General features: G+C 64.0%; 16 protein-coding genes. 2 read left to right on the top strand and 14 right to left on the bottom strand.

Annotation, left to right across the window (positions count from 1 at the left end; genetic code table 11):
• Window positions 1-458: 458 nt before the first annotated feature.
• Window positions 459-1298 carry a phosphoserine phosphatase SerB gene (gene serB / locus CIC12_RS26545; RefSeq protein WP_168668513.1) on the top strand — a complete coding sequence of 280 codons (840 nt, stop codon included), beginning with the start codon at window positions 459-461 and terminating at the stop codon, window positions 1296-1298.
• A 524-nt stretch (window positions 1299-1822) separates the two neighbouring features.
• Here the strand turns inward: serB and CIC12_RS26540 are convergent.
• The 13 genes from CIC12_RS26540 to CIC12_RS26480 all read right to left on the bottom strand — a co-directional run bounded on the left by CIC12_RS26540 (window position 1823) and on the right by CIC12_RS26480 (window position 18491).
• Complete coding sequence (locus CIC12_RS26540; RefSeq protein WP_168668511.1) at window positions 1823-3007, bottom strand: cystathionine beta-lyase; 1185 nt, start codon at window positions 3005-3007, stop codon at window positions 1823-1825.
• Window positions 3008-3175: 168 nt separating this feature from the next.
• Window positions 3176-3850 carry a hypothetical protein gene (locus CIC12_RS26535; protein ID WP_168668509.1) on the bottom strand — a complete coding sequence of 225 codons (675 nt, stop codon included), beginning with the start codon at window positions 3848-3850 and terminating at the stop codon, window positions 3176-3178.
• Between the two features lie 52 nt (window positions 3851-3902).
• A complete protein-coding gene (gene bktB / locus CIC12_RS26530) occupies window positions 3903-5087 on the bottom strand; it encodes a beta-ketothiolase BktB (protein WP_168668507.1) in 1185 nt (394 codons plus the stop codon).
• Between the two features lie 83 nt (window positions 5088-5170).
• Window positions 5171-6121 (bottom strand): sugar kinase, encoded by a 951-nt coding sequence (locus CIC12_RS26525; protein ID WP_168668506.1) that lies wholly within the window; start codon window positions 6119-6121, stop codon window positions 5171-5173.
• A 3-nt stretch (window positions 6122-6124) separates the two neighbouring features.
• Complete coding sequence (rimO, locus tag CIC12_RS26520; RefSeq protein ID WP_168668504.1) at window positions 6125-7516, bottom strand: 30S ribosomal protein S12 methylthiotransferase RimO; 1392 nt, start codon at window positions 7514-7516, stop codon at window positions 6125-6127.
• A 188-nt stretch (window positions 7517-7704) separates the two neighbouring features.
• Entirely contained in the window at window positions 7705-9291 is a 1587-nt protein-coding gene (locus CIC12_RS26515; RefSeq protein ID WP_168668502.1) for a tetratricopeptide repeat-containing glycosyltransferase family protein, read from the bottom strand.
• 214 nt (window positions 9292-9505) lie between these two features.
• Window positions 9506-10528 (bottom strand): tRNA dihydrouridine synthase, encoded by a 1023-nt coding sequence (locus CIC12_RS26510; RefSeq protein WP_168668500.1) that lies wholly within the window; start codon window positions 10526-10528, stop codon window positions 9506-9508.
• 379 nt (window positions 10529-10907) lie between these two features.
• Entirely contained in the window at window positions 10908-11525 is a 618-nt protein-coding gene (gene phaR / locus CIC12_RS26505) for a polyhydroxyalkanoate synthesis repressor PhaR (RefSeq protein ID WP_121318343.1), read from the bottom strand.
• Between the two features lie 133 nt (window positions 11526-11658).
• Window positions 11659-12399 carry a 3-ketoacyl-ACP reductase gene (locus CIC12_RS26500; RefSeq protein WP_168668498.1) on the bottom strand — a complete coding sequence of 247 codons (741 nt, stop codon included), beginning with the start codon at window positions 12397-12399 and terminating at the stop codon, window positions 11659-11661.
• 204 nt (window positions 12400-12603) lie between these two features.
• Window positions 12604-13785 carry an acetyl-CoA C-acetyltransferase gene (locus tag CIC12_RS26495; protein ID WP_168668496.1) on the bottom strand — a complete coding sequence of 394 codons (1182 nt, stop codon included), beginning with the start codon at window positions 13783-13785 and terminating at the stop codon, window positions 12604-12606.
• A gap of 132 nt (window positions 13786-13917) precedes the next feature.
• Entirely contained in the window at window positions 13918-15738 is a 1821-nt protein-coding gene (phaC, locus tag CIC12_RS26490) for a class I poly(R)-hydroxyalkanoic acid synthase (protein ID WP_168668523.1), read from the bottom strand.
• A 624-nt stretch (window positions 15739-16362) separates the two neighbouring features.
• Window positions 16363-17226: a peptidoglycan editing factor PgeF gene (gene pgeF, locus CIC12_RS26485; RefSeq protein WP_168668494.1), complete on the bottom strand. Its 864-nt coding sequence runs from the start codon at window positions 17224-17226 to the stop codon at window positions 16363-16365.
• Complete coding sequence (locus CIC12_RS26480; RefSeq protein WP_168668492.1) at window positions 17223-18491, bottom strand: RluA family pseudouridine synthase; 1269 nt, start codon at window positions 18489-18491, stop codon at window positions 17223-17225. The genes pgeF and CIC12_RS26480 overlap by 4 nt, the downstream gene beginning before the upstream one ends.
• Window positions 18492-18529: 38 nt before the next feature.
• Here CIC12_RS26480 and CIC12_RS26475 point away from each other — a divergent pair, with 38 nt between their 5' ends.
• Entirely contained in the window at window positions 18530-19390 is an 861-nt protein-coding gene (locus tag CIC12_RS26475; RefSeq protein ID WP_168668490.1) for an outer membrane protein assembly factor BamD, read from the top strand.
• A 130-nt stretch (window positions 19391-19520) separates the two neighbouring features.
• Here CIC12_RS26475 and rlmD read toward each other — a convergent pair whose 3' ends face one another.
• Window positions 19521-20942 carry a 23S rRNA (uracil(1939)-C(5))-methyltransferase RlmD gene (rlmD, locus tag CIC12_RS26470; protein ID WP_168668488.1) on the bottom strand — a complete coding sequence of 474 codons (1422 nt, stop codon included), beginning with the start codon at window positions 20940-20942 and terminating at the stop codon, window positions 19521-19523.
• Between the last annotated feature and the right edge of the window lie 78 nt (window positions 20943-21020).

Raw genomic sequence — 21020 nt, 5'->3', positions numbered from 1 at the left:
CGTGCGCCGGAGGTGTCGGGCGCGCGAGGTCGGGACGGGCACAGGCTGGTGGGCGTCGTTGGAAGCGACAGTATGAACCGGGCGTGGAGGGATTGCACGACGGACGCGCAGCGGGACTCGCATGCGGACCGGCCCGGGGTGATTGGGCTTGCTCGTCATACGGCGATGCGTATGGCTGTTTCGGCGCGTTCGCATGCTCCGCACACGCGGCATGGTGGCGCTGCTGAAGAAACGGCGGCACGTCCCTCGCGTTTAGCAGAGACGTTCGACGGACGAGCGTGATGGACGCGTCCAACGGCGGAGCGCAATCCACCGCCTGCCTGTCGGTCCTTTTCTCGCCACCCCGTTCCCCGTGCCGCCTCCTGGGCGCTCACGATGGCGCGTCCCTGGGAACCGATACAATAGCGGGATTTTCCGCGCGCGCCGCGCGCCCTCTTTCCTGCGTCACTGCGTCGTCCATGAACCTCGTCATTCAAAGTTCCGCGCCTCTTTCCGCCGATCACCACACCACGCTCATCGCGCTCGCACGCGGGTCGCACGCTACCGTCATCGACGCGAGCTCACTTCGCATCGCGCACGCAAGCGTCGCGCAGCGCGGCGATGTCGAGGTCTATTGCGCTGCCCATCAACTGGACTACGCGTTCGTCGACGCCGGCCGCCAACTGCGCGACTTCGGGCTGGTCGCGATGGACATGGATTCGACGCTGATCACGATCGAATGCATCGACGAGATCGCCGACTTCTGCGGACTGAAGGCCGAAGTGGCGGCGATTACCGAGGCTTCGATGCGCGGCGAGATCAAGGATTTCAACGAAAGCCTGACGCGCCGCGTCGCGCTGCTCAAGGGTCTCGACGCAAGCGCGCTCGAACGCGTTTATGAAGAGCGCCTGCAACTGTCGCCGGGCGCGGAGCGGATGCTGACCGGTGTGAAAGAAGCGGGATTGAAAACACTGCTGGTGTCGGGCGGATTCACATTCTTCACCGAAAAACTGAAAGCACGCCTGGGTCTCGATTTCACGCACGCAAACACGCTCGAGATCGTGGACGGCAAGCTGACCGGCACTGTGATCGGCGAGATCGTCAACGCCGATGTGAAAGCGCGCACGCTGTGCGAAACGTGCGCCACGCTCGGCATCGAACCGACCCGCGCGATTGCGATGGGCGACGGCTCCAACGATCTGAAGATGATGGCCGCCGCGGGACTGTCTGTCGCTTTCCGCGCGAAGCCGGTGGTGCGTGAAGCGGCGAGCGTGGCGTTCAACCATGTCGGACTGGACGGGTTGCTGCGGCTGTTCTGATGCCGGAGGGAAACACCGCACGGTGTAGCGCAGCGAGCGCTGCACCATGACGGTCTATCCGGACCGATCCGCTACTGCATCAGCATGGCGGCCCGAAGCAGCACCCTCTCGCTGACAAAAACGATGATCGAGATGACGGCCCCCCACCAAAATGCGCGCATGATTTTTCCCGATCCGTGCCAAATGCGTACCTTCTTCGCGGCACTATCTAAAAATTAGATTTCAGGTGTACGCGACGCTCGAACAGACAAACACGACAAGCGCCAGCGTGGAGATCGGGCCGACAATCGGCACCCCCGGGATTCAGCAACATCCAGAGGAAAAGATTCACCGAGGCTCGCCACCGTGCGGGAACCGTTGGTCAGCGTGTGCACCCTCGTAGCGTCGAGGTCTGGTTCCGTCTATTCAGCCAAATGGTTAGGCTTACTGGCTATCAGGGCAAAAAAAAACCACCGGGAACGTGTCCCGATGGGCTGACTTATGGCATCACCGTGGCTGTCCTCTCAGCGAACGCAGTCAGCCGTCTAATCCAGCGCAGCCAGGCACTGCTCGAGGTCCGCGCGCAAATCCGCCTCTTCTTCCAGGCCGATATAGAAGCGCACCAAGGTTCCGCGATGCGGCCATTGCCCGGCCGTACGCATCGATGCGACGTCGTACGGCATGGCCAGGCTGTGGGCACCGCCCCAGCTCCAGCCGAGCGAGAAGAGCTCGAGCGACTCGCAGAACGTGTCGATTTGAGCCGCGCTGTAACGCTCGTGGAACACGACCGAAAATAGCCCGCCCGCGCCCGTGAAATCGCGCTTGTAAAACTCGTGGCCAGGACAGTCGGCGATTGCCGGATGCAGTACCACCGAAATTTCCGGGCGGCTCTTCAGCCATGTCGCCAGAGCAAGCGCCGCGCGGTCATGCTGCGCGAAGCGCAGCTGCATCGACGGCAGGCTGCGCAGAATCAGCGAGCAGTCGTCCGACGAGACGCCGATTCCCATGCGCATGCGCGCCGCCTTCAGCTTCAGATGCAATTCGCGGTCGACCGTGATCGTCGCGCCCATCAGCACGTCGCCGCCCCCCGACTGATACTTGGTCAGCGCCTGCACCGAGATGTCGACGCCGTGCTCGAACGGCCGGAACGCGAGCCCGGCGGACCACGTGTTGTCGATCGCCGTGACGACGTTGCGTGCGCGCGCCGCCGCCGTGATCGCGGGCACGTCGGCCACTTCCATCGTCACCGAGCCCGGCGCCTCGATCCAGATGAGGCGCGTATTCGGCTGGATCAGATCCGCGATGCCCGCGCCGATCAGCGGATCGTAGTAACGCACGCTGACGCCGAAATCGCGCGCCAGCCAGTCGCCATGATCGCGATTCGGCGAGTAGACGTTATCGGGAATCAGCACGTCGTCGCCCGCTTTCACGAGGCCGAAGTACACGTTCGAAATCGACGACAGCCCCGAGGGCTGCAGCAACGCATGCTTGCCGCCTTCGATCGCGGCGAGGCGCTGTGCGAGCGCGAGAGAAGTCGGCGTCGCATGCAGGCCGTAGCGCCATTGCGCGTCGTTTTTCCAGTCGAGCGCGCGCATGGTCGCGAGATCGGGGAACACGACCGTCGACGCTCGCGTGACCGGCATCGAGAACGACTCGAAGCCCGGCGTCAATTGGTCCTCGGCGCGCACGGTGCGGGTTTGCAAACCGCGTTTGAGTTTGGATTGGGTCATGGCGAAGTTCGATGAAAGCTGAGAGAAACGGATAAGAACGGACAGAAGCGAGACAGAAGCGAGACAAAAGCGGCGAGCGCGCGGCTTGGGCACACGCGCCGCCCAGGCAAGCGTAGACCAGGCAGCGAAATTGCGTCGGATCGACCGACGGCTTGCGTGGCGGTGGTTTCACTCGCCGGTTTGCAGATTGCTGACGCCGCCCACCGGTTGGCCGCCGGTCCTCGCTGCCGGCGCCGGCGCGGACCCAGCGACATGGCCGCTGGCCGGAGGTGGCTGCGCCCCTCCCGCTGCGGGCGCGGCTCCGGCCGCCGCAGCAGGCACCGTCTGCCCCGCCGCGAGCGGCTTCAGATTAAACGGCTGCGGATCGGAATCGTCGACGTTCATCCGGTCGCCCTCCACCGAGCCGTCCGCGGCGAACGTGCCGACCCAGTTACCGGTGATATGGGTGCCGTCGTTCGATTCCTCGACTTCGAGCGTATCGCCGTTACGGTCGCCGGCGATCAGGATCACCTCGCCGGTATCGGTGTACTGATATTCGCCGTGCACGCCGGACGGATCGTCGGTTTTCGCACCAAGCCGCAGCACGATCTGGCGCGAGCCCAGCGTGCCGGCGTAACGCGGGAACCTGGCGAACTCGGGGCTCGGCTTGAGCGGCAACTGGATCGCCGGCGGCGCGGCCAGTTGCTTGACCGCATCGCTTTCGGCCCAGGCCTGCGCGGGTATTAACGCCACCGTGCCGGCGCACAGCAACGCGGCCGCGCTCATGATCGCCCCACCGCGCCATGCCGTCGTGCCCCTCAACGCATCCTTCGCCGCGCCCTTCATCGCTTTCGATTCCTGCATCCGTTCCTTCCTCATTACCTGATACCTGCTTGCTACCGGTTCACTGCGAGCGTCAAATCCGCTCGAAGATCGCAGCGATGCCCTGGCCGCCGCCGATGCACATCGTGACGAGCGCATAACGCCCGCCGATCCGCTGCAGTTCGTACAGCGCCTTGACCGTGATTAGCGCGCCGGTTGCGCCGATCGGATGGCCCAGCGATATGCCCGAGCCGTTCGGATTGACCTTCGCCGGATCGAAGCCGAGCTCCTTGCTGACCGCGCAAGCCTGCGCGGCGAAGGCTTCGTTCGCCTCGATCACGTCGAGATCGGCGAGCGTCAGGCCGGCGCGTTCGAGTGCCTTGCGCGAAGCCGGTACCGGACCGATGCCCATGTACGCCGGATCGACGCCCGCATGGGCATAGGACACCAGCCGCGCGAGCGGCTTCACGCCGCGCTGCTCGGCGACGCGGCGCTCCATTAGCACGAGCGCCGCGGCGGCGTCGTTGATGCCTGACGCGTTGCCGGCCGTCACCGTGCCGTTTTCCTTCGCGAACACCGGCTTGAGCTTCGAGAAGTCTTCCGCCGATGCGTTCATGCGCGCGTGTTCGTCCGTGTCGAACACGGTGTCGCCCTTCTTCGACGCCAGCGTGATCGGCAGGATCTGTTCCTTGAAGTAGCCGCTCGTGATCGCGTGGGCCGCGCGGCGGTGCGATTCGAGCGCGAGCGCGTCCTGGGCTTCGCGCGAAATAGCGTATTTACGCGCGACGTTTTCGGCGGTCACGCCCATGTGGATCGACTGAAACGGGTCGTTCAGCGCGCCCACCATCATGTCGACGAGGCGCGCGTCGCCTATGCGCTGACCGAAGCGCGCGGCGGGCATCGTATACGGCGCGCGGCTCATGTTTTCCGCGCCGCCGCCGATTGCGATGTCGGCGTCGCCGAGCAGGATGCCCTGCGCGGCGGAGACGATCGCCTGCAGCCCCGAGCCGCACAGGCGATTCACGGTCAATGCGGGCGTGTGCTGCGCGACGCCGCCATTGATCGCGGCGACGCGCGCCAGATACATGTCTTTCGGTTCGGTGTGCACGACGTTGCCGAACACCACGTGGCCGACTTCGTCGCCTGACACGCCGGCGCGCGTCAGTACCTCACGCACCACCCGCGCGCCGAGATCACTCGGCGAAAAATCTTTCAGACTGCCGCCAAAACCGCCAATTGCCGTCCGCACACCGCTTGCCACCACTACGTCCCGTTGCATCGCTCGCTCCTCTTTTAGTCTGTGAAAGTCTCCAGGATGACCTTGCCTTGGCGGGCCGCGCGTCGCGGCGCATGGCGCTGCGTTCAGCCGCCCAGAATCCGTTCGACGCTGGCACGGGAAGGAATCGGCGCTACCGCGCCGTAGCCTTGCGTGGACAGCGCCGCGGCGACGTTCGCGTAACGCGCCGCTGCAAAAGGATCGTCGCCTTCGACAATGCGCGCGATGAACGCGCCGCCGAAGCAGTCGCCCGCGCCGGTTGCATCGACCGCGTTGACGACGTGGCCCGGCACGACCCGCCGCGCGTCGGGCGTCGCGATATACGAGCCTTCCTTGCCGAGCTTCAGCGCGACCACGCGCGGACCCTGCGCGAGCAGGAAATCGACGATCTCGTCACGCCCCGTCAAGCCGGTCAGGTCGGTGACGTCGTCCCAGCTCGGCAGGCAGATGTCGGTTTGACGGATCGCTTCGAGCATCACCGCGCGGGCCCGCGCGAGCGGCCACAGCTTCAGGCGCAGGTTGGTGTCGAAACTCACGCGCACACCGTTGGCGCGCGCGTGCGCGATCGCTTCCAGTGCGGCATCGCAAGCGCTCAGGCTGATCGCGAGGCTGATGCCCGACAGATGCACGACCTTGGCCGCGGCGATCGCGCCGCGCGGCAAATCGTGCGGCGCGTAGCGGCTCGCGGCCGAACCTGCGCGCAGGTAGTCGAATGCGTGGCCGTTCGGACCATGCGACACGAAATAGACGCCGGTGGGCGCGTGCGGATCGACGCGCACGAGCGACGTATCCACCTGCTCGCGCTCCCACAGATCGACCAGCAGACGCCCGAAATGATCCGCGCCGACCGCCGACACAAAACCGGTGCGCGCGCCCTGGCGCGCCGCCGCGATGCAAAAGTTCGACGTGTCGCCGCCGAACCCCTGCAAATAGTTCGGCTGGTCTTTCGCCGACTGGTTGAATTCGATCATCGCCTCGCCGAGGGCGAGGATCGCTGCGGGCTGGCTTTGCGGCGTTGCGGCAATGCTGACGGTCATCGCTTAGACCTCGCCCCACAGGTCGTGGCCGTCGGCGCCGGTGATCTTCACCGACACGAAATCGCCAACCTTATAGCGTTTGGACGCCTTCGTAGCCGGCGCGATATACACAACGCCGTCGATCTCCGGCGCATCCGCGGCGGTGCGGCCAATGCCGCCATCGGCGTTGATCTCGTCGACCAGCACCTTCAGCGTCTTGCCGACCTTCTTCGCGATCCGCTTCGCCGACACTTCCTCCGCCACTTCCATGAAACGCGCGCGACGCGCTTCACGCACTTCGTCGGGCAACGCGCCGTCGAGTTCGTTGGCGCTCGCGCCTTCGACCGGCGAATACGCAAAGCAGCCGACGCGGTCCAGTTCCGCCTCGCGGATGAAGTCCAGCAGCGTCTCGAACTGCTCCTCGGTCTCACCCGGGAAGCCGGCGATGAACGTGCTGCGGATCGTCAGATCCGGGCACACCTCACGCCATGCCTTGACGCGCTCCATCACCTTCTCGGCGTTGGCCGGGCGCTTCATGCGCTTGAGCACTTCCGGATGCGCATGCTGGAACGGCACGTCGAGATACGGCAACACGTGACCCTTGTACGGGCCTTCGGCCATCATCGGGATCACTTCGTCGACGCTCGGATACGGATACACGTAATGCAGACGCACCCACGCGCCGTATTGCGCGGCGAGTTCGCCGAGCGCGCCGACCAGATCGGTCATGCGCGTCTTGATCGGCTTGCCGTTCCAGAAACCGGTGCGGTATTTGACGTCGACGCCGTAGGCGCTCGTGTCCTGCGAAATCACCAGCAGTTCCTTCACGCCGGACTTGAACAGGTTTTCCGCTTCGAGCATCACTTCGGCGACGGGGCGCGACACGAGGTCGCCGCGCATCGACGGGATGATGCAGAACGTGCAGCGGTGGTTGCAGCCTTCCGAAATCTTCAGATACGCGTAGTGACGCGGTGTGAGCTTGATGCCCGCCGCGGGCACCAGGTCGACGAACGGGTCGTGCGGCTTCGGCAGATGCGTGTGCACATGCTGCATCACTTCGCCGACCGCGTGCGGGCCGGTCACGGCCAGCACCTTCGGATGCACTTCCTCGATCAGCCCCGAACCGCTGCCGCTCTTCTTCGCGCCGAGGCAACCGGTGACGATCACCTTGCCGTTCTCGTTCAGCGCTTCGCCAATGGCGTCGAGGCTTTCCTGCACCGCTTCGTCGATGAAGCCGCAGGTGTTGACGACCACGAGGTCCGCGCCTTGGTACGTACCGGAAATTTCGTAACCCTCGGCGCGCAACTGGGTGATGATCTGCTCGGAATCGACTAGCGCTTTCGGGCAGCCGAGGCTGACCATTCCAATGCGCGGAGCAATGTTGCTCTTAACATTTGATTCTAAAGAATTTTTCACAAATGGCTTCTATAGAGGGAGGCATGCCGGGCGTGAGGTCGCCCAACGATACGTAATCAATCCGCTATTTTACCCTCCGGATGACCATACACCGCCAGGGTGATCATGGCCGTGCCCATTTTGCACTCGTCGCGCCCCCGATCGATTCGCCGACGCACAGAGCATCTATAGCCCGTTGCCCTTCGCGGTCACGCAGATGCGATTTTCTGTTGCAACCGCTCTCGCACGCGGGAAAGCGTTGGGCGCCAGTCTCCATAGCGTTCCTGGTGAAACACTTCGACGCTGGAATACCACGGACTCTGCCCCTGTTGCGTTAGCCATCGCCACTCGCCGGTGTAACGGTTTAAAAGCCAGGCCGGTACACCAACAGCGCCCGCGAGGTGTAAAACCGATGTATCGACACTGATGACCAGGTCCAGAGTTTCTACCAGCGCCGCCGTGTCGTGAAAATCCTGCACGTCGCTCATCCAGTTGATCAGTGGCGCGTTACCGGTGAGGGTGGGGTCCACGTCTTTCTGCAAGCTGAACCACTGCACACCGGGCACATCCAGCAACGTACATATGTCTTCGAACGCGACATTGCGCATCGCATTGTCCGAGAGCCCGCTGCTACTACCCCAAGCCAACCCAACGCGCAGCGCCGGCGGCAAAGGCAATTCGCGATCCCGCCATGCGGCGATGCGATGCTCGTCGGGAAACAGATATGCCGCGTCTGGCTTCAGATCGTCCAACTCAACGCCTAGCAATGCTGGCAGGGACGGCAAAGTTGCATAATGCGTAAGCGGTTCCCTTGCAGGCGGCATGTTGTCGATTGCAACCACAGCCGAACTGGAACTGCGTGCGAGCAAATCGACCAAGGGTTTCTGGACAGCAAGGGTTATACCCTCGAACCACTTACTCAAGCGCTCCACGAACCGGAAAAACTGGATCGTGTCGCCAAACCCCTGCTCGCATTCGACGAGAATCTGACTTTCCGCTGGTACGGCACGACCGTCCCACTGCCGCAAACCATGAGGGCATGCGGGCGCATGGCCGTGCGCTTCGCGGCGAAATTCATAGAGTCGCCAGCCCTCAGCGTAGAGTCCTTCGCGCAACAGCGTCGTGCCAAGTGTGCAGCGAGCTGCCGCGAGTTTCCGTCGTGCCGATGGGTCCTCGCCGTGACAAACTTCCGCGACGGCGCATGCCTTGCGCAGGATTGCGATGGCGGCGGCATTCGCTCCCATGTGGCGCTGGTTCATAGCCGCGGACACAAGCAGATCGGAGTCATTGGGCGCGTACTGGATGGCTGTCTCGAAGTGCGCGCAGGCGGCGGCAAAATCGCCTTGCGTCGAAAGCTCCTGCGCGAGCATCCGCTCGGACAACGATAAATTCCGGCGTGCTGCGTCATGATCCTCACTGGTCGAAAGCACGCGACTAAACGCATCGGACGCCATCGCGTAGCTTTTCTGGCGATAGTGCAAGCTTCCAAGGTTGTTCAATGCGTCGGGGTTCCTCGGTTGAAGCTTGAGCGCCTGGTCCAGACATTTCGCAGCGTCCGCGAAATTGCCTATTTCCATACTCAGGCGGCCCCGATTGCTCCACAGGTCTACCGAGCTCGGGTGAATACGGCAAGCCTCTTCAAACAGGCGCAGCGCTTCCTCACGGCGTCCCGCGTGAATCAAGGAAACGGCTTCCTGATTGAAGGAGCGCACGTCACGGGTGGGGAGTTGCGCCTTGGGTATCAGCTTGCCAAGCAGAGGTGAAGCTGCTTTACGCGGAGGCCCTGATTTTCGCATGGATAGGATTCCTCTATTTCAAGATGAAAGTGCCCACAGTCAGGTACGGCGCTATCGGTCTCGTCCCCTGTCGGGTGAGTGAAAACCGACTTTAAGCGCGGCAGTCGGGGCAATCGTGGCGGGTGACAGACCTAGGGAACCGCATGAAGACGTTAAACGTCGAATTGTAGCGGTTCGGCAAGGCCACCGCTCGTAAGTCTTTGAATTTTAGCGATCAACCGGCTACGGCTTCGGCCGGATCGAGCTGTTGGGCGTAGTCGGATCGAGACGGGCGCGGCGATGCGCCAAAGGCCAGCGCCTGCTCGATCACCCCGAGAAGGTCGTGGGAATCCTGCACGCGTCGGATCGCCGTGTGCAGCTCGGCCGCCTGCGGCCAGGTCCGCTGCAGGTAGCTGAGCCACTTCTTGACGCGTCCGTGTTCGTGGCTGTGCGTCGCGCGGGCCTGCAATTTCTTCAGATAGCCGGCGATATCGTGAAGCACCCGCCGCCATTCCGCACCAGATGGGGACGGGTCCATCAGTCCGCGGATTCGCAGCGCGAGGAACGGGTCCGACACGGCGCCGCGACCGAGCATCACGTCGGCGCAGCCGCTAACGGCCCGGCATCGCTCCCAGTCCACCACGCTCCAGACTTCGCCGTTGGCGATGACCGGTACGCGAACGGCCGCGTCGATACGCGCGATCCATTCCCAGTGGGCCGGCGGCCGGTAGGCCTGATCGCGCGTGCGCGCATGCACGACGAGCGAGGCCGCGCCGCCTTCCGCAAGCGCGACCGCGCAGTCGATCGCCCGCGCGGTGTCGGACACGCCGAGGCGCATTTTCGCCGTCACGGCGACGTTGGCCGGCACTGCCGCGCGAACGGCCGAGACGATCCGGTGCAGTTGCTCGGGGTCGGCCAGCAGCATGGCGCCGCCGCCGTGCTGATTGACGAGTTTGGCGGGACAGCCGAAGTTCAGGTCGACCCCGTACGGCGACACGGCGGCCGCTTGCGCCGCATTGCGGGCCATCCACCCGGGATCGCTGCCGAGCAGTTGGATCACCATGGGCGTACCGCTTGCGGTGCGACTCCCGTGAAGGACTTCGGGCGCCTCCCTCTCGTAGACGCGGGCGGGCAGCAACGAGCCCGTCACGCGGACAAACTCCGACACGCAGCCGTCGAAGCCGCCCGTACCGGTCAGCACGTCGCGCAATACGTAGTCCGCGAGCCCCTCCATCGGGGCGAGAAACAGCCGGCTCATGTGGGGGCCTGCTTATGCGATCCGCCAGTCAAACGAAGCTGACCGGTCCGGCCTTCGGAGTCGAAGGGCTCGATGCGGTAGGGAAAGTGATCTGCGACATAAAGCAAAGCGGGCCCGGCTGGAGCGATGACGATGGCAATGGCAAAAATGGGGGGAACGGTGAAGCAAGGATTCAAGGGTCATGAAGACCCCCACCCTATGGAGGGAGAAGCACCTGCGCGCTCAACCCATGATTGTACCGCGCCAGCGGCTATGCGCCTGTGCCATGCGTGGGCAGAAGCGCGAAGGCAACGCCAGTGACGACGCAAGCAACCGCATGCCACATGTAGCCACCCCTTGAAGCCGTCAACGTTGGCGCGATCCGCAACATCGCACGGTATTACTTCTTCTCCGGTTCCGGATCGGTTTGCGGGGTGCCCGGCGCGTTCCCGCCACTGCCGGCATTGACCGCGCCGCCCGGCGTGAACGGGAAGGTGGCGAACATCGACTTCGCCTGGTTCTGCATCTGCTCCTGCATTTGCACGAACATGTTCTTCGATTGCTCGATGTAGCTGGTCATCATGCCCTGCATCATCGGGGCCTGCATGTTCATGAACTGCGACCAGACTTCCGGATTCATCGCCTTGCCTTCGTACAGATTCTTCGACTGGTCGGCGAGCTTCGCCTGAATGTCGATGAAGGCCTGGATGTTCTTTTCCAGATACGTGCCCATCATGCCCTGCATCGCATGGCCGTAGAAACGGATGATCTGCGACAGCATCGACGACGAGAACATCGGCAAGCCGCCGCTCTCCTCCTCGAGAATGATCTGCAACAGGATGGCGCGCGTCAGGTCCTCGTTGCTCTTCGCATCGATGACCTTGAAATCCTCCTGATCGAGCACGAGCTGCTTGACATCCGTGAGCGTGATGTACGTGCTTGTCTCGGTATCGTAGAGCCGACGATTCGGATATTTCTTGATCAGTCGATCGGCTGTTTTCTTTGTAGTAGTGGTCATGTAACGCCTTTGAGCGCGAGTTGAGCGCGGAAACGGCGTCAGCCGGCTGCGCAATCTGGCCATTGCGCAACCGGGACGCCGCCGGAACCATCTGAGCCGGAGCGCGCCGCCTTGTGAGCGGCGCGCCGGTGACTCAGCCCATATGCAAACCACCGTTCAGCGAAAAATCAGCGCCCGTGGAGAAACCCGATTCATCCGACGCGAGCCACGCGACGATCGAGCCGATTTCGTCCGGCTGACCCAGGCGGCGCACCGGAATCGTCGCCACGATCTTTTCCAGCACGTCCGGGCGGATCGACTTGACCATGTCGGTGCCGATGTAGCCCGGCGACACGGTGTTGACCGTCACGCCCTTGGTGGCCACTTCCTGCGCGAGCGACATCGTGAAGCCGTGAATACCGGCCTTCGCGGTCGAGTAGTTGGTCTGGCCGAACTGGCCTTTCTGGCCGTTCACCGACGAGATGTTGATGACGCGGCCCCAGCCACGCTCGACCATGCCGTCGATCACCTGCTTCGTGACGTTGAAGAGGCTGGTCAGGTTCGTGTCGATCACCGCCGTCCAGTCTTCATGCGTCATCTTGCGGAACACGACGTCGCGCGTAATGCCGGCGTTGTTCACCAGCACATCGATCTCGCCGACTTCGGCCTTGACCTTCTCGAACGCGGCCTTGGTCGATTCCCAATCGCCGACGTTGCCTTCGGACGCGATGAAATCGAAGCCCAGCGCCTTCTGCTCTTCGAGCCACTTCACGCGGCGCGGCGAATTCGGGCCGCAGCCCGCGATCACCTTGAAGCCCTCTTTGTGCAGTCGCTGGCAAATGCTCGTGCCGATACCGCCCATCCCGCCCGTTACGTACGCAATTCGCTGTGTCATAAACTACACTCCGTTATCGTTTTTCGAGGCGCCGACCGGCAACCTCTTCCCCTCGTCTGGTGCTTCATCTCCACTGCCGCCGGGCGACCGGCCGACGAGGCCACTGCTGACACCACGCGCCACCTGCTTCGCCGTGACGCGCGGCAACCTTGCCTGATGCCTGCTGCCGGCCGGCGCCTCGCTGCGCCGGTCAGCGCGGCGTACTCAGGCGCGCTCGAGCGCCAGCGCCACACCCATGCCGCCGCCGATACACAGCGACGCCAAACCCTTCTTCGCATCGCGCTTCTGCATTTCGTGCAGCAGCGTGACGAGAATGCGGCAGCCGGACGCGCCGATCGGATGGCCGATCGCGATCGCGCCGCCGTTCACGTTGATCTTCGACGTGTCCCAGCCCATCTGTTGATTCACGGCGCACGCCTGGGCGGCGAACGCCTCGTTGATTTCCATCAGGTCCAGGTCGGCCGGCGTCCAGCCCGCGCGCTCCAGACAGCGGCGCGAAGCCGGCACTGGGCCCATGCCCATCACCTTCGGATCCAGACCGGACGTCGCATAAGCCTTGATGCGCGCGAGCGGCGTGAGGCCGAGCGCCTCGGCCTTCTTCGCCGACATCACCAGCACCGCCGCCGCACCGTCGTTCAGCCCCGACGCATTGGCGGCAGTGACCGAGCCTTCTTTGGAGAACGCCGGCTTCAGGCCCGCCAGCGCTTCCGCCGTGACGCCGTGACGCACGAATTCATCGGTAGCGAAACGCAGCGGCTCGCCCTTGCGTTGCGGAATCTCGACCGGCACGATCTCGTCGTTGAAACGGCCCGACTTCTGCGCGGCTTCCGCCTTGTTCTGCGAAAGCGCCGCGAACGCGTCCTGCTGTTCGCGCGTGATGCCGTATTCCTTCGCGACGTTTTCCGCCGTCACGCCCATGTGGTACTGGTTGTACACGTCCCACAGGCCGTCGACGATCATCGAGTCGATCAGCTTCGCGTCGCCCATGCGGAAACCGTCGCGCGAACCCGGCAGCACGTGCGGTGCCGCGCTCATGTTTTCCTGACCACCCGCAACGACGATGTCCGCGTCGCCCGCGATGATGGCGTTGGCCGCGAGCATGACCGACTTCAGTCCCGAGCCGCATACCACGTTGATCGTCATGGCCGGCACTGCCGTGGGCAGTCCCGCCTTGATCAGCGCCTGACGTGCCGGATTCTGGCCGGAACCGGCCGTCAGCACCTGCCCAAGAATCACTTCGCTTACCTGCTCGGGCTTCATACCGGCGCGTTCGAGCACGGCGCGGATCACCACTGCGCCGAGCTCGGGCGCGGCGATCTTCGCCAGCGATCCACCGAATTTGCCTACTGCCGTACGGGCGGCCGATACGATCACAACATCAGTCATTTCCATATCCTCCGGGCACGCCGGCCAACTGCGCCGCAGCCCGTCAAGTTAAAAATTCGTTGCTCTTACGCCCTTGCTCAATCAGACGCTCATTCACACCGCCAACCCCGCACCGTGAAGCGCGTTTTAACTTTACTCCCGTTGGCGCACGTAACGTCCGGGCGCGGGTTCGATGACCGGAAATTCGGCCGAGCCGGCCGTGGCGCGTGGCTTGACCTTCTTGCCGCCGTACTGATCGAGCCAGCGGGTCCATTCGGGCCACCAGCTGCCCGGCACTTCCGACGCGACGTCGAGCCATTCGTCGGCGCTCTGCGGCAACGTTTTGGCGTCGCCTTGGAGGGTCCAGTAGTTGCGCTTTTTCTTTGCGGGCGGATTGATCACGCCGGCGATGTGCCCCGACGCGCCGAGCACGAATTTCAGCGGCCCGGTGAGGAGCGGCACCGATGCGTATGCGGTTTGCCACGGCACGATATGGTCTTCGCGTGACCCATAGATGAAGGTGGGCACGTCGATCTTCGACAGGTCGACCGGCTGGCCGCAAGTGGTCAGCGCACCCGGTTCGCGCAGCCGGTTTTCGAGGTACGTGTTGCGCAGATACCAGACGTACATCGGGCCCGGCAGACTGGTCGAGTCGCTGTTCCAGTACAGCAGATCGAACGGCACCGGCGTGCGTCCCTTCAGGTAATTGTCGACGACATAGTTCCACACCAGATCGTTCGGCCGCAGGAACGAGAACGTGTTGGCGAACTCGATGCCGCGCATCAGTCCCGGCGCACCGTTCTTGCCGCCGATGGTCTGCTCGCGCATCTGCACGTGCGCCTCGTCGACGAACACGTCGAGCACGCCGGTGTCGGAAAAGTCGAGCATCGCGGTGAGCAGCGTCATCGACGCGGCCGGTCGTTCGCCACGCGCCGCGGCGACCGCGAGCGCGGTGGCGAGCATCGTGCCGCCGACGCAGAACCCGAGCGTGTTGATCTGCTCGCGGCCGCTGATCTTGCTGACTGTCTCGATGGCGGTGAGCACGCCCTCACCGATGTAATCGTCCCAGGTTTTATGCGCAATGGATTGATCGGCGTTGCGCCATGAAATCAGGAACACCTGGTGTCCCGCATCGAGACCGTGCGCGACCAGCGAGTTCTCCGGCTGCAGGTCGAGAATATAGAACTTGTTGATGCATGGCGGCACGATCAGCAGCGGCCGCTCGCGCACGGTGGCGGTGCGCGGCTTGTATTGGATCAATTGCAGCAGCTCGTTCTCGAACACCACCGAGCCCTCGGTGTTCGCCAGATTCTCGCCGACCACGAAACCCGATTCGTCGGTCTGCGAAATCTTGCCGCGCTGCATGTCGGCGAGCAGATTCATCACGCCCTGGCGCAGGCTCTCGCCCTTGCTGTCGAGCAAGGTTTTTTGCGCTTCGGGATTCAACGCGAAGAAGTTGCTCGGCGAGGCCGCCGCCGTCCACTGCTGGACCGCAAAACGAACGCGCTCACGCACCTTCGGTTCGATGTCGAGCGCGTCGACCATTTCCTGCAGATAGCGCGCGTTCAGCAGATACCAGGCGGCGGTGAATGCGTACGCAGGCGTCGCGCTCCATGCTTCGGCGCTGAAGCGGCGGTCCTTGAGCTCGGGCGCTTTGGCCGCCGACGAAGCGGCCTGCTGGATCAACTCCATCGCCTCGCGCGAATAGTCGGCTTGCAGTTTCTGCAGACGTTCGGCCGGAATCGCGGCGCTCGGAATATTCAGCCCCGCGAAGGTCGGCATGGACGGCATCGCGCCGGCGGCCAGTTTGCTGAAATCGGGCATGCCGGGAAACGACGGAATCTGGGGAAAGCCCGTTTGCGCGACGCCGGGCACCTGCGGCATCTGGGGCATGGAAAACGGCAAGCCACCCGCGCCAGGTGGCGTACCGAGCGAACGCCACGCGGTCATCCACGTGTCGAACAATTGCTGCATGCCGGCGGCGGGCGCGGCGCCGCTCGTACCGGCCTGCTGCGTCTGCTCCTTCGAGGAGTCCGTGCTGGGGGAAGCTGAGGAATGAGAAGCTGCCATACCTGCTTTTGACCGGTAAGTCCTTGCGGACGGGTTGAGAGGCAGGTTCGTGCGCACGTGAGCGATTGCTCGCGACCTCGTCACGCCCTGTCCCATGTACGAGGAGCTCGTGAGGAACATTCTTGCTCCCCATCGCAAGGCATGTCAATGCTTGTTCCCGATTTTGCCGCAGTGCGATAGTTTTTTAATTATCGTTTTCCCTGTGTAGCAGATCGCCCTTTTTGAAGTCTGGTGATTGGCAACGGCTGCGAACGAAAAAAGCTCCCATATTGCATGGGCTTATGTGCGTTTATCCGTTCGCACGCACACGCTTTACGCGACAGATTTACGCCAGCCCCGCGAATTCCGGCAGCGCAGCAAAATCGCGCCGCGCGGCTCGGCACAAACCCGCATGCGCGAGTCCGCGAAACGCGTGGCCCACGCCGCCGGCGCTCGCCGATGCAGCGCGCCCACATGACGACGGATCGGTGTACGAAGCGTCGCCATGCGGGCGTCGATTGGTCTGAATCGGGAGCGGCGCAAGCCGCGTTAGTCCGCGAGGCTCTGCGCCTGGTCGTCCAGCCAGATCAGTGCGGCCATACGGCCGGTCTCCCGATCGCGGCGATACGAATAGAAACGCTCACGTTCGGTCACCGTGCAGAGATCGCCGCCGACGACGCGCGTCACGCCGAGCGTCTGCAGACGCAAGCGCGCCAGCATCGGGAGATGCGCGAGATATTTGCCGGGATTGCGCGGATGCTCGACGAATGCGTTCACCGTAGCGTCGCGTTGTGCGCCGTCGACGCCGTTCATGAAGGCGTCACGCACGTCGCGGCCGACTTCGAACGCGTCTGGACCGATCGACGGCCCGAGATACGCATGCAGTGCGTGCGTTTCAACACCGGCGAGTTGCGCGACACGCCGCGCGGTCTGCTCGACAATACCCGCCGCCAGCCCGCGCCAACCCGCATGCGCCGCACCGACCGCGCGGCCCGCTTCGTCGCATAGCAGCACCGGCATGCAGTCGGCCACCATCACCACGCACACGGTGCCGGGGCGATCGGTGACGCTCGCATCGGCGCGCGTCGGCGTGCCGTCCGCGCGCGCCTGGGCGAGCACATCTTCAGCTCGTACGATGCTCGCGCCATGAATCTGTTCGAGCCACGCGGCCTCGCTTACGCCCACGAGATCCAGCAGCCGCTTGCGGTTCAGCGCGACAGCGGCCGGATCGTCACCGGCTTTCGTGCCGAGATTGAGTCCGCCGGGCTGGTCTGCGCCATTGCGCCAGCGGCCGAACGGCGGCTGACTCACGCCGCCGTCGCGCGTCGTGACGAGCGCGCGCACCCGCGGCGACACGTTCCATGCCGGTTGCACGACATCGGCAAAGCTCAGCTCCGGCAGATTCGGGCTCATGCGTGATCGTCCTTGTCGTGATCGTCTGCGTCTTCGGCGTCGTCGTGATCGAGGGCGCCGTCTTCGTCATCATCCAGCGATGCGTCGTAGTCGTCCTCCTCATAGTACGTCTCGTCGAACTCGCCCGCGTCGTCGCGCCCCAGCCCGAGCGCCGCCGACAGCGCCTCCATGTCTTCCGGCACGTCGGCGCGCCATTGCATCGTGCGGCCGGATTGCGGATGAATCAGCCCCAGCCGCCACGCATGCAACGCCTGGCGCGCGAAGCCGTCCGGTAGCGGCGTGACCGAGCGCTTGCCGCGCGCGCGTCCATACACCGGATCGCCGAGCAGCGGATGGCCGATGTGCGCGCAATGCACGCGAATCTGATGAGTGCGGCCGGTTTCGAGATCGCAGTGAATCGCGGTGACCGGCTGACGCTGCCAGATCGCCGAATCGACCCGGCGGAAATGCGTGCGCGCGGGCTTGCCCGACGCGCTCGTCACCACCGCCATGCGCGTGCGTTCGCGCGGATCGCGGCCGATCGGCGCGTCGATGGTGCCCTCTTCCGGCATGTTGCCCCACACCAGCGCGAGATAGCGGCGTTTCACCGTGCGTGCCTGCAACTGGCGCACCAGATCGGTCTGCGCTTCGAGCGTGCGCGCCACCACCATCAGCCCGGAGGTCTCCTTGTCGAGCCGGTGCACGATGCCCGCGCGCGGCAGGCCGGCGGCGGCGTCGCCGTAGCGGTACAGCAGACCGTTCAGCATGGTGCCGCTCCAGTTGCCCGCCGCCGGATGCACGACCATGCCGGCCGGCTTGTTGATCACCACCAGCGTGTCGTCTTCGTAGACGATGTCGAGCGGCACCGGCTCGGGCGTGAAGGCAAGCTGTTCGGGCAGCAGATCGGGCACGAGCTCGATGGTCGCGCCGAGCGGCACCGGCTGGCGGATCTTCGCCGGTTTGCCGTCGATGCGCACGCGCTCCGCTTCGATCCAGCTTTGCAACCGGTTGCGCGAGAATTCGGGAAACACCCGCGCGAGCACCTTGTCGAGGCGCTCGCCGGCCAGTTCGTCGGGCACGACGACGCTGCGCGGGCTCTCGTCGGCGACGCGGCTCGCTACGGTCGGCACCATGGCCGGCGCGCCCGCGGCCGCGAGCGCGTCGCTGCCGAGATCGTCGTCGAGGGAATCGACGCCCAACGCGTCGGAGGGGTCAGCGCTTACGCTATAATCTTTGTTGCTATTCCCGGCGCCGGTTGCGGCGCCCGGAGTATTTGAGCGGGTCATTGAGTCTGGGTCACCTGGACGTAAAGCTAGACTGGAAAATGCGAGCCTTGAACACCATCACTGAAGCGGCGATCAATTTGGCGGCCATCAAGAAGGCGGCCCGGAAAGTGGCCGGATACATTGCGTGTGCCGCGGCCGTCGTCGCCGTTGCGGCTTGCCACGGCCTGCCGGAGAAGACCGACGAAACGGCAACGTGGAACAACAACAAATTATATACGGAGGCGAACGACGCCTTGTCCGGTGGTGATTTCGGCAAGTGCGCGAAATATTTCGAAATGCTCGAAGGCCGTGACCCGTTCGGCCATTTCGCCCAGCAAGCGCAGATCAACGTCGCGTACTGCAACTGGAAAGACAACGAAAACGCCGCCGCCGACACGGCGATCGACCGCTTCATCCAGCTGCACCCGGATCATCCGGACATCGCTTACGCGTATTACCTGAAGGGCATGATCCACTTCAACGACGACCTCGGTCTGTTCGGCCGCTTCTCCGGGCAGGACATGAGCGAGCGCGATCCGAAGTCGCTGCGCGAGTCGTATGACGCGTTCAAGGTGGTGGTCGACCGGTTCCCGAACAGCAAGTATGCGCCGGATGCCGCGCAACGCATGCGCTACATCGTGAATGCGCTGGCCTCGCACGAGGTTCACGCGGCGGATTACTACTATCGCCGCGGCGCGTATGTCGCAGCGATCAACCGGGCGCAGCTGGCGCTGCGGGAGTACAAGAACGCACCGGCTATTGAAGACGCGCTGCACATCATGATGCTGTCGTACCAGAAACTGAACCAGCCGCAACTGGCCGACGATACCAAGCGTGTGCTGGCCGGCACCTTCCCCGACAGTCCGTACATCACGGGCCACGCACGGCCGGGCACGCAGAAGTCGTGGTGGCAGTTCTAACGGGCGCCACGCACTGCACCCCAGCTGGAAACAAAAACGCCACGACTTCGGTCGTGGCGTTTTTGCTTGTGCGAACCGCCGCCTCGTTCAGGTACAAGCCGTGGATAACGGCCGTCACCGTAAGCGGCGCTCAGTCCCGCTCGAACAACGCGATCGATTCCACGTGCGACGTGTGTGGGAACATATTCACCACGCCCGCGCCGACCAGCCGGTAACCGGCCTCATGCACGAGCAGGCCCGCATCGCGCGCCAGCGTTGCCGGCGCGCACGACACGTAGACGATGCGTTTCGGCAGCGGCCCGTTGCTCTGCGCGATCTCCGCCAACGCCTTCGCGACGGCCAGCGCGCCTTCACGCGGCGGGTCGATAAGGAATTTATCGAAATGGCCAAGCGCGCGCAGGTCGTCGGCGGTGACTTCGAACAGATTGCGGCACGCGAACGACGTATGCCCCGCCACACCATTGAGCTCAGCGTTGGCGAGCGCCCGCGTGGTCAGTACTTCGCTGCCCTCGATGCCCACCACTTCCTTCGCGATCCGCGCGAGCGGCAGCGTGAAGTTGCCGATCCCGCAGAACAGGTCGAGCACGCGATCAGTGCGCGCCGGTGCCAACAGGCGCAAGGCCCGGCTGACCAGCACGCGGTTGATCGCGTGATTCACCTGGGTGAAGTCGGTCGGCTTGAACGGCATGCGGATGTCGTATTCCGGCAGCGTGTAGTCGAGCGGCACGTCGAGCGGATAGAGCGGCGTGACCGTGTCCGGGCCGCCCGGCTGGAGCCAGAACTGCACCTTATGCTCGTCGGCGAAATCGCGCAGCACCTGTTCGTCGGCGGCGGTGATCGGTTCGAGGTTGCGCACCACCAGCGCCGTGACTGACGAGCCGACCGCCAGTTCGAGTTGCGGCATGCGATCGTAGATCGACAGCTTGCGAACCATGAAACGCAGCGGCATCAGCATCGCCGAGACATGCGGCGGCAGCACTTCGCAGGTCTTCATGTCGGCGATGTAGCTGCTCTTCTTCTCGTGGAAGCCGATGCGCATCCCGCCCTTCTCCGGCAGAAAACGCACGGCGAGGCGCGCACGATAGCGATACTCCCAGGCCGGTCCGTGAATCGGCCGGAACACCGTTTCAGGGCGCAGCTTCGCCAGATGCTGCAGGTTGTCTTCGAGCACGCGCTGCTTGACGGCGACCTGCGCGCGAATATCCAGATGCTGCATCGAACAGCCGCCGCAGATATCGAAGTAGGTGCACTTCGGCTTGGTGCGCAGCACGCTCTCGCGGAACACCTGAACGACTTCGGCCTGCTCGAATTTCGGCTTGCTGCGATGCGTCGAGTAGCTGACGCGTTCTCCGGGCAATGCGCCTTCGACGAAAATCACCTTGCCGGGCGTGCCGTCTTCGCTCTCGACGCGGCCGACGCCGCGCGCTTCCATATCGAGCGAAACGATTTCAATGACCGGTTCATTGCCGGTGATGACGGGTGCTGGCGCCGGCGCCTTCTGGTATTTCGAGGGGCGCTTCGGCGAGCGACGATGGGGGGCAGTTCGGGACACCTGCGACTTCCTGACAGACTTGGGGGAAAGGCGAGATTGTAGACGAAGCGCTGCGGTAGCCGGCCGCGCTTGCGGTTC

It is taken from the genome of Paraburkholderia sp. SG-MS1, from assembly GCF_012275575.1.
Taxonomy (GTDB): domain Bacteria; phylum Pseudomonadota; class Gammaproteobacteria; order Burkholderiales; family Burkholderiaceae; genus Paraburkholderia.
The sequence above is the reverse complement of the archived record's forward strand: the minus strand, read 5'-3'. Positions and strand labels throughout refer to the sequence as shown.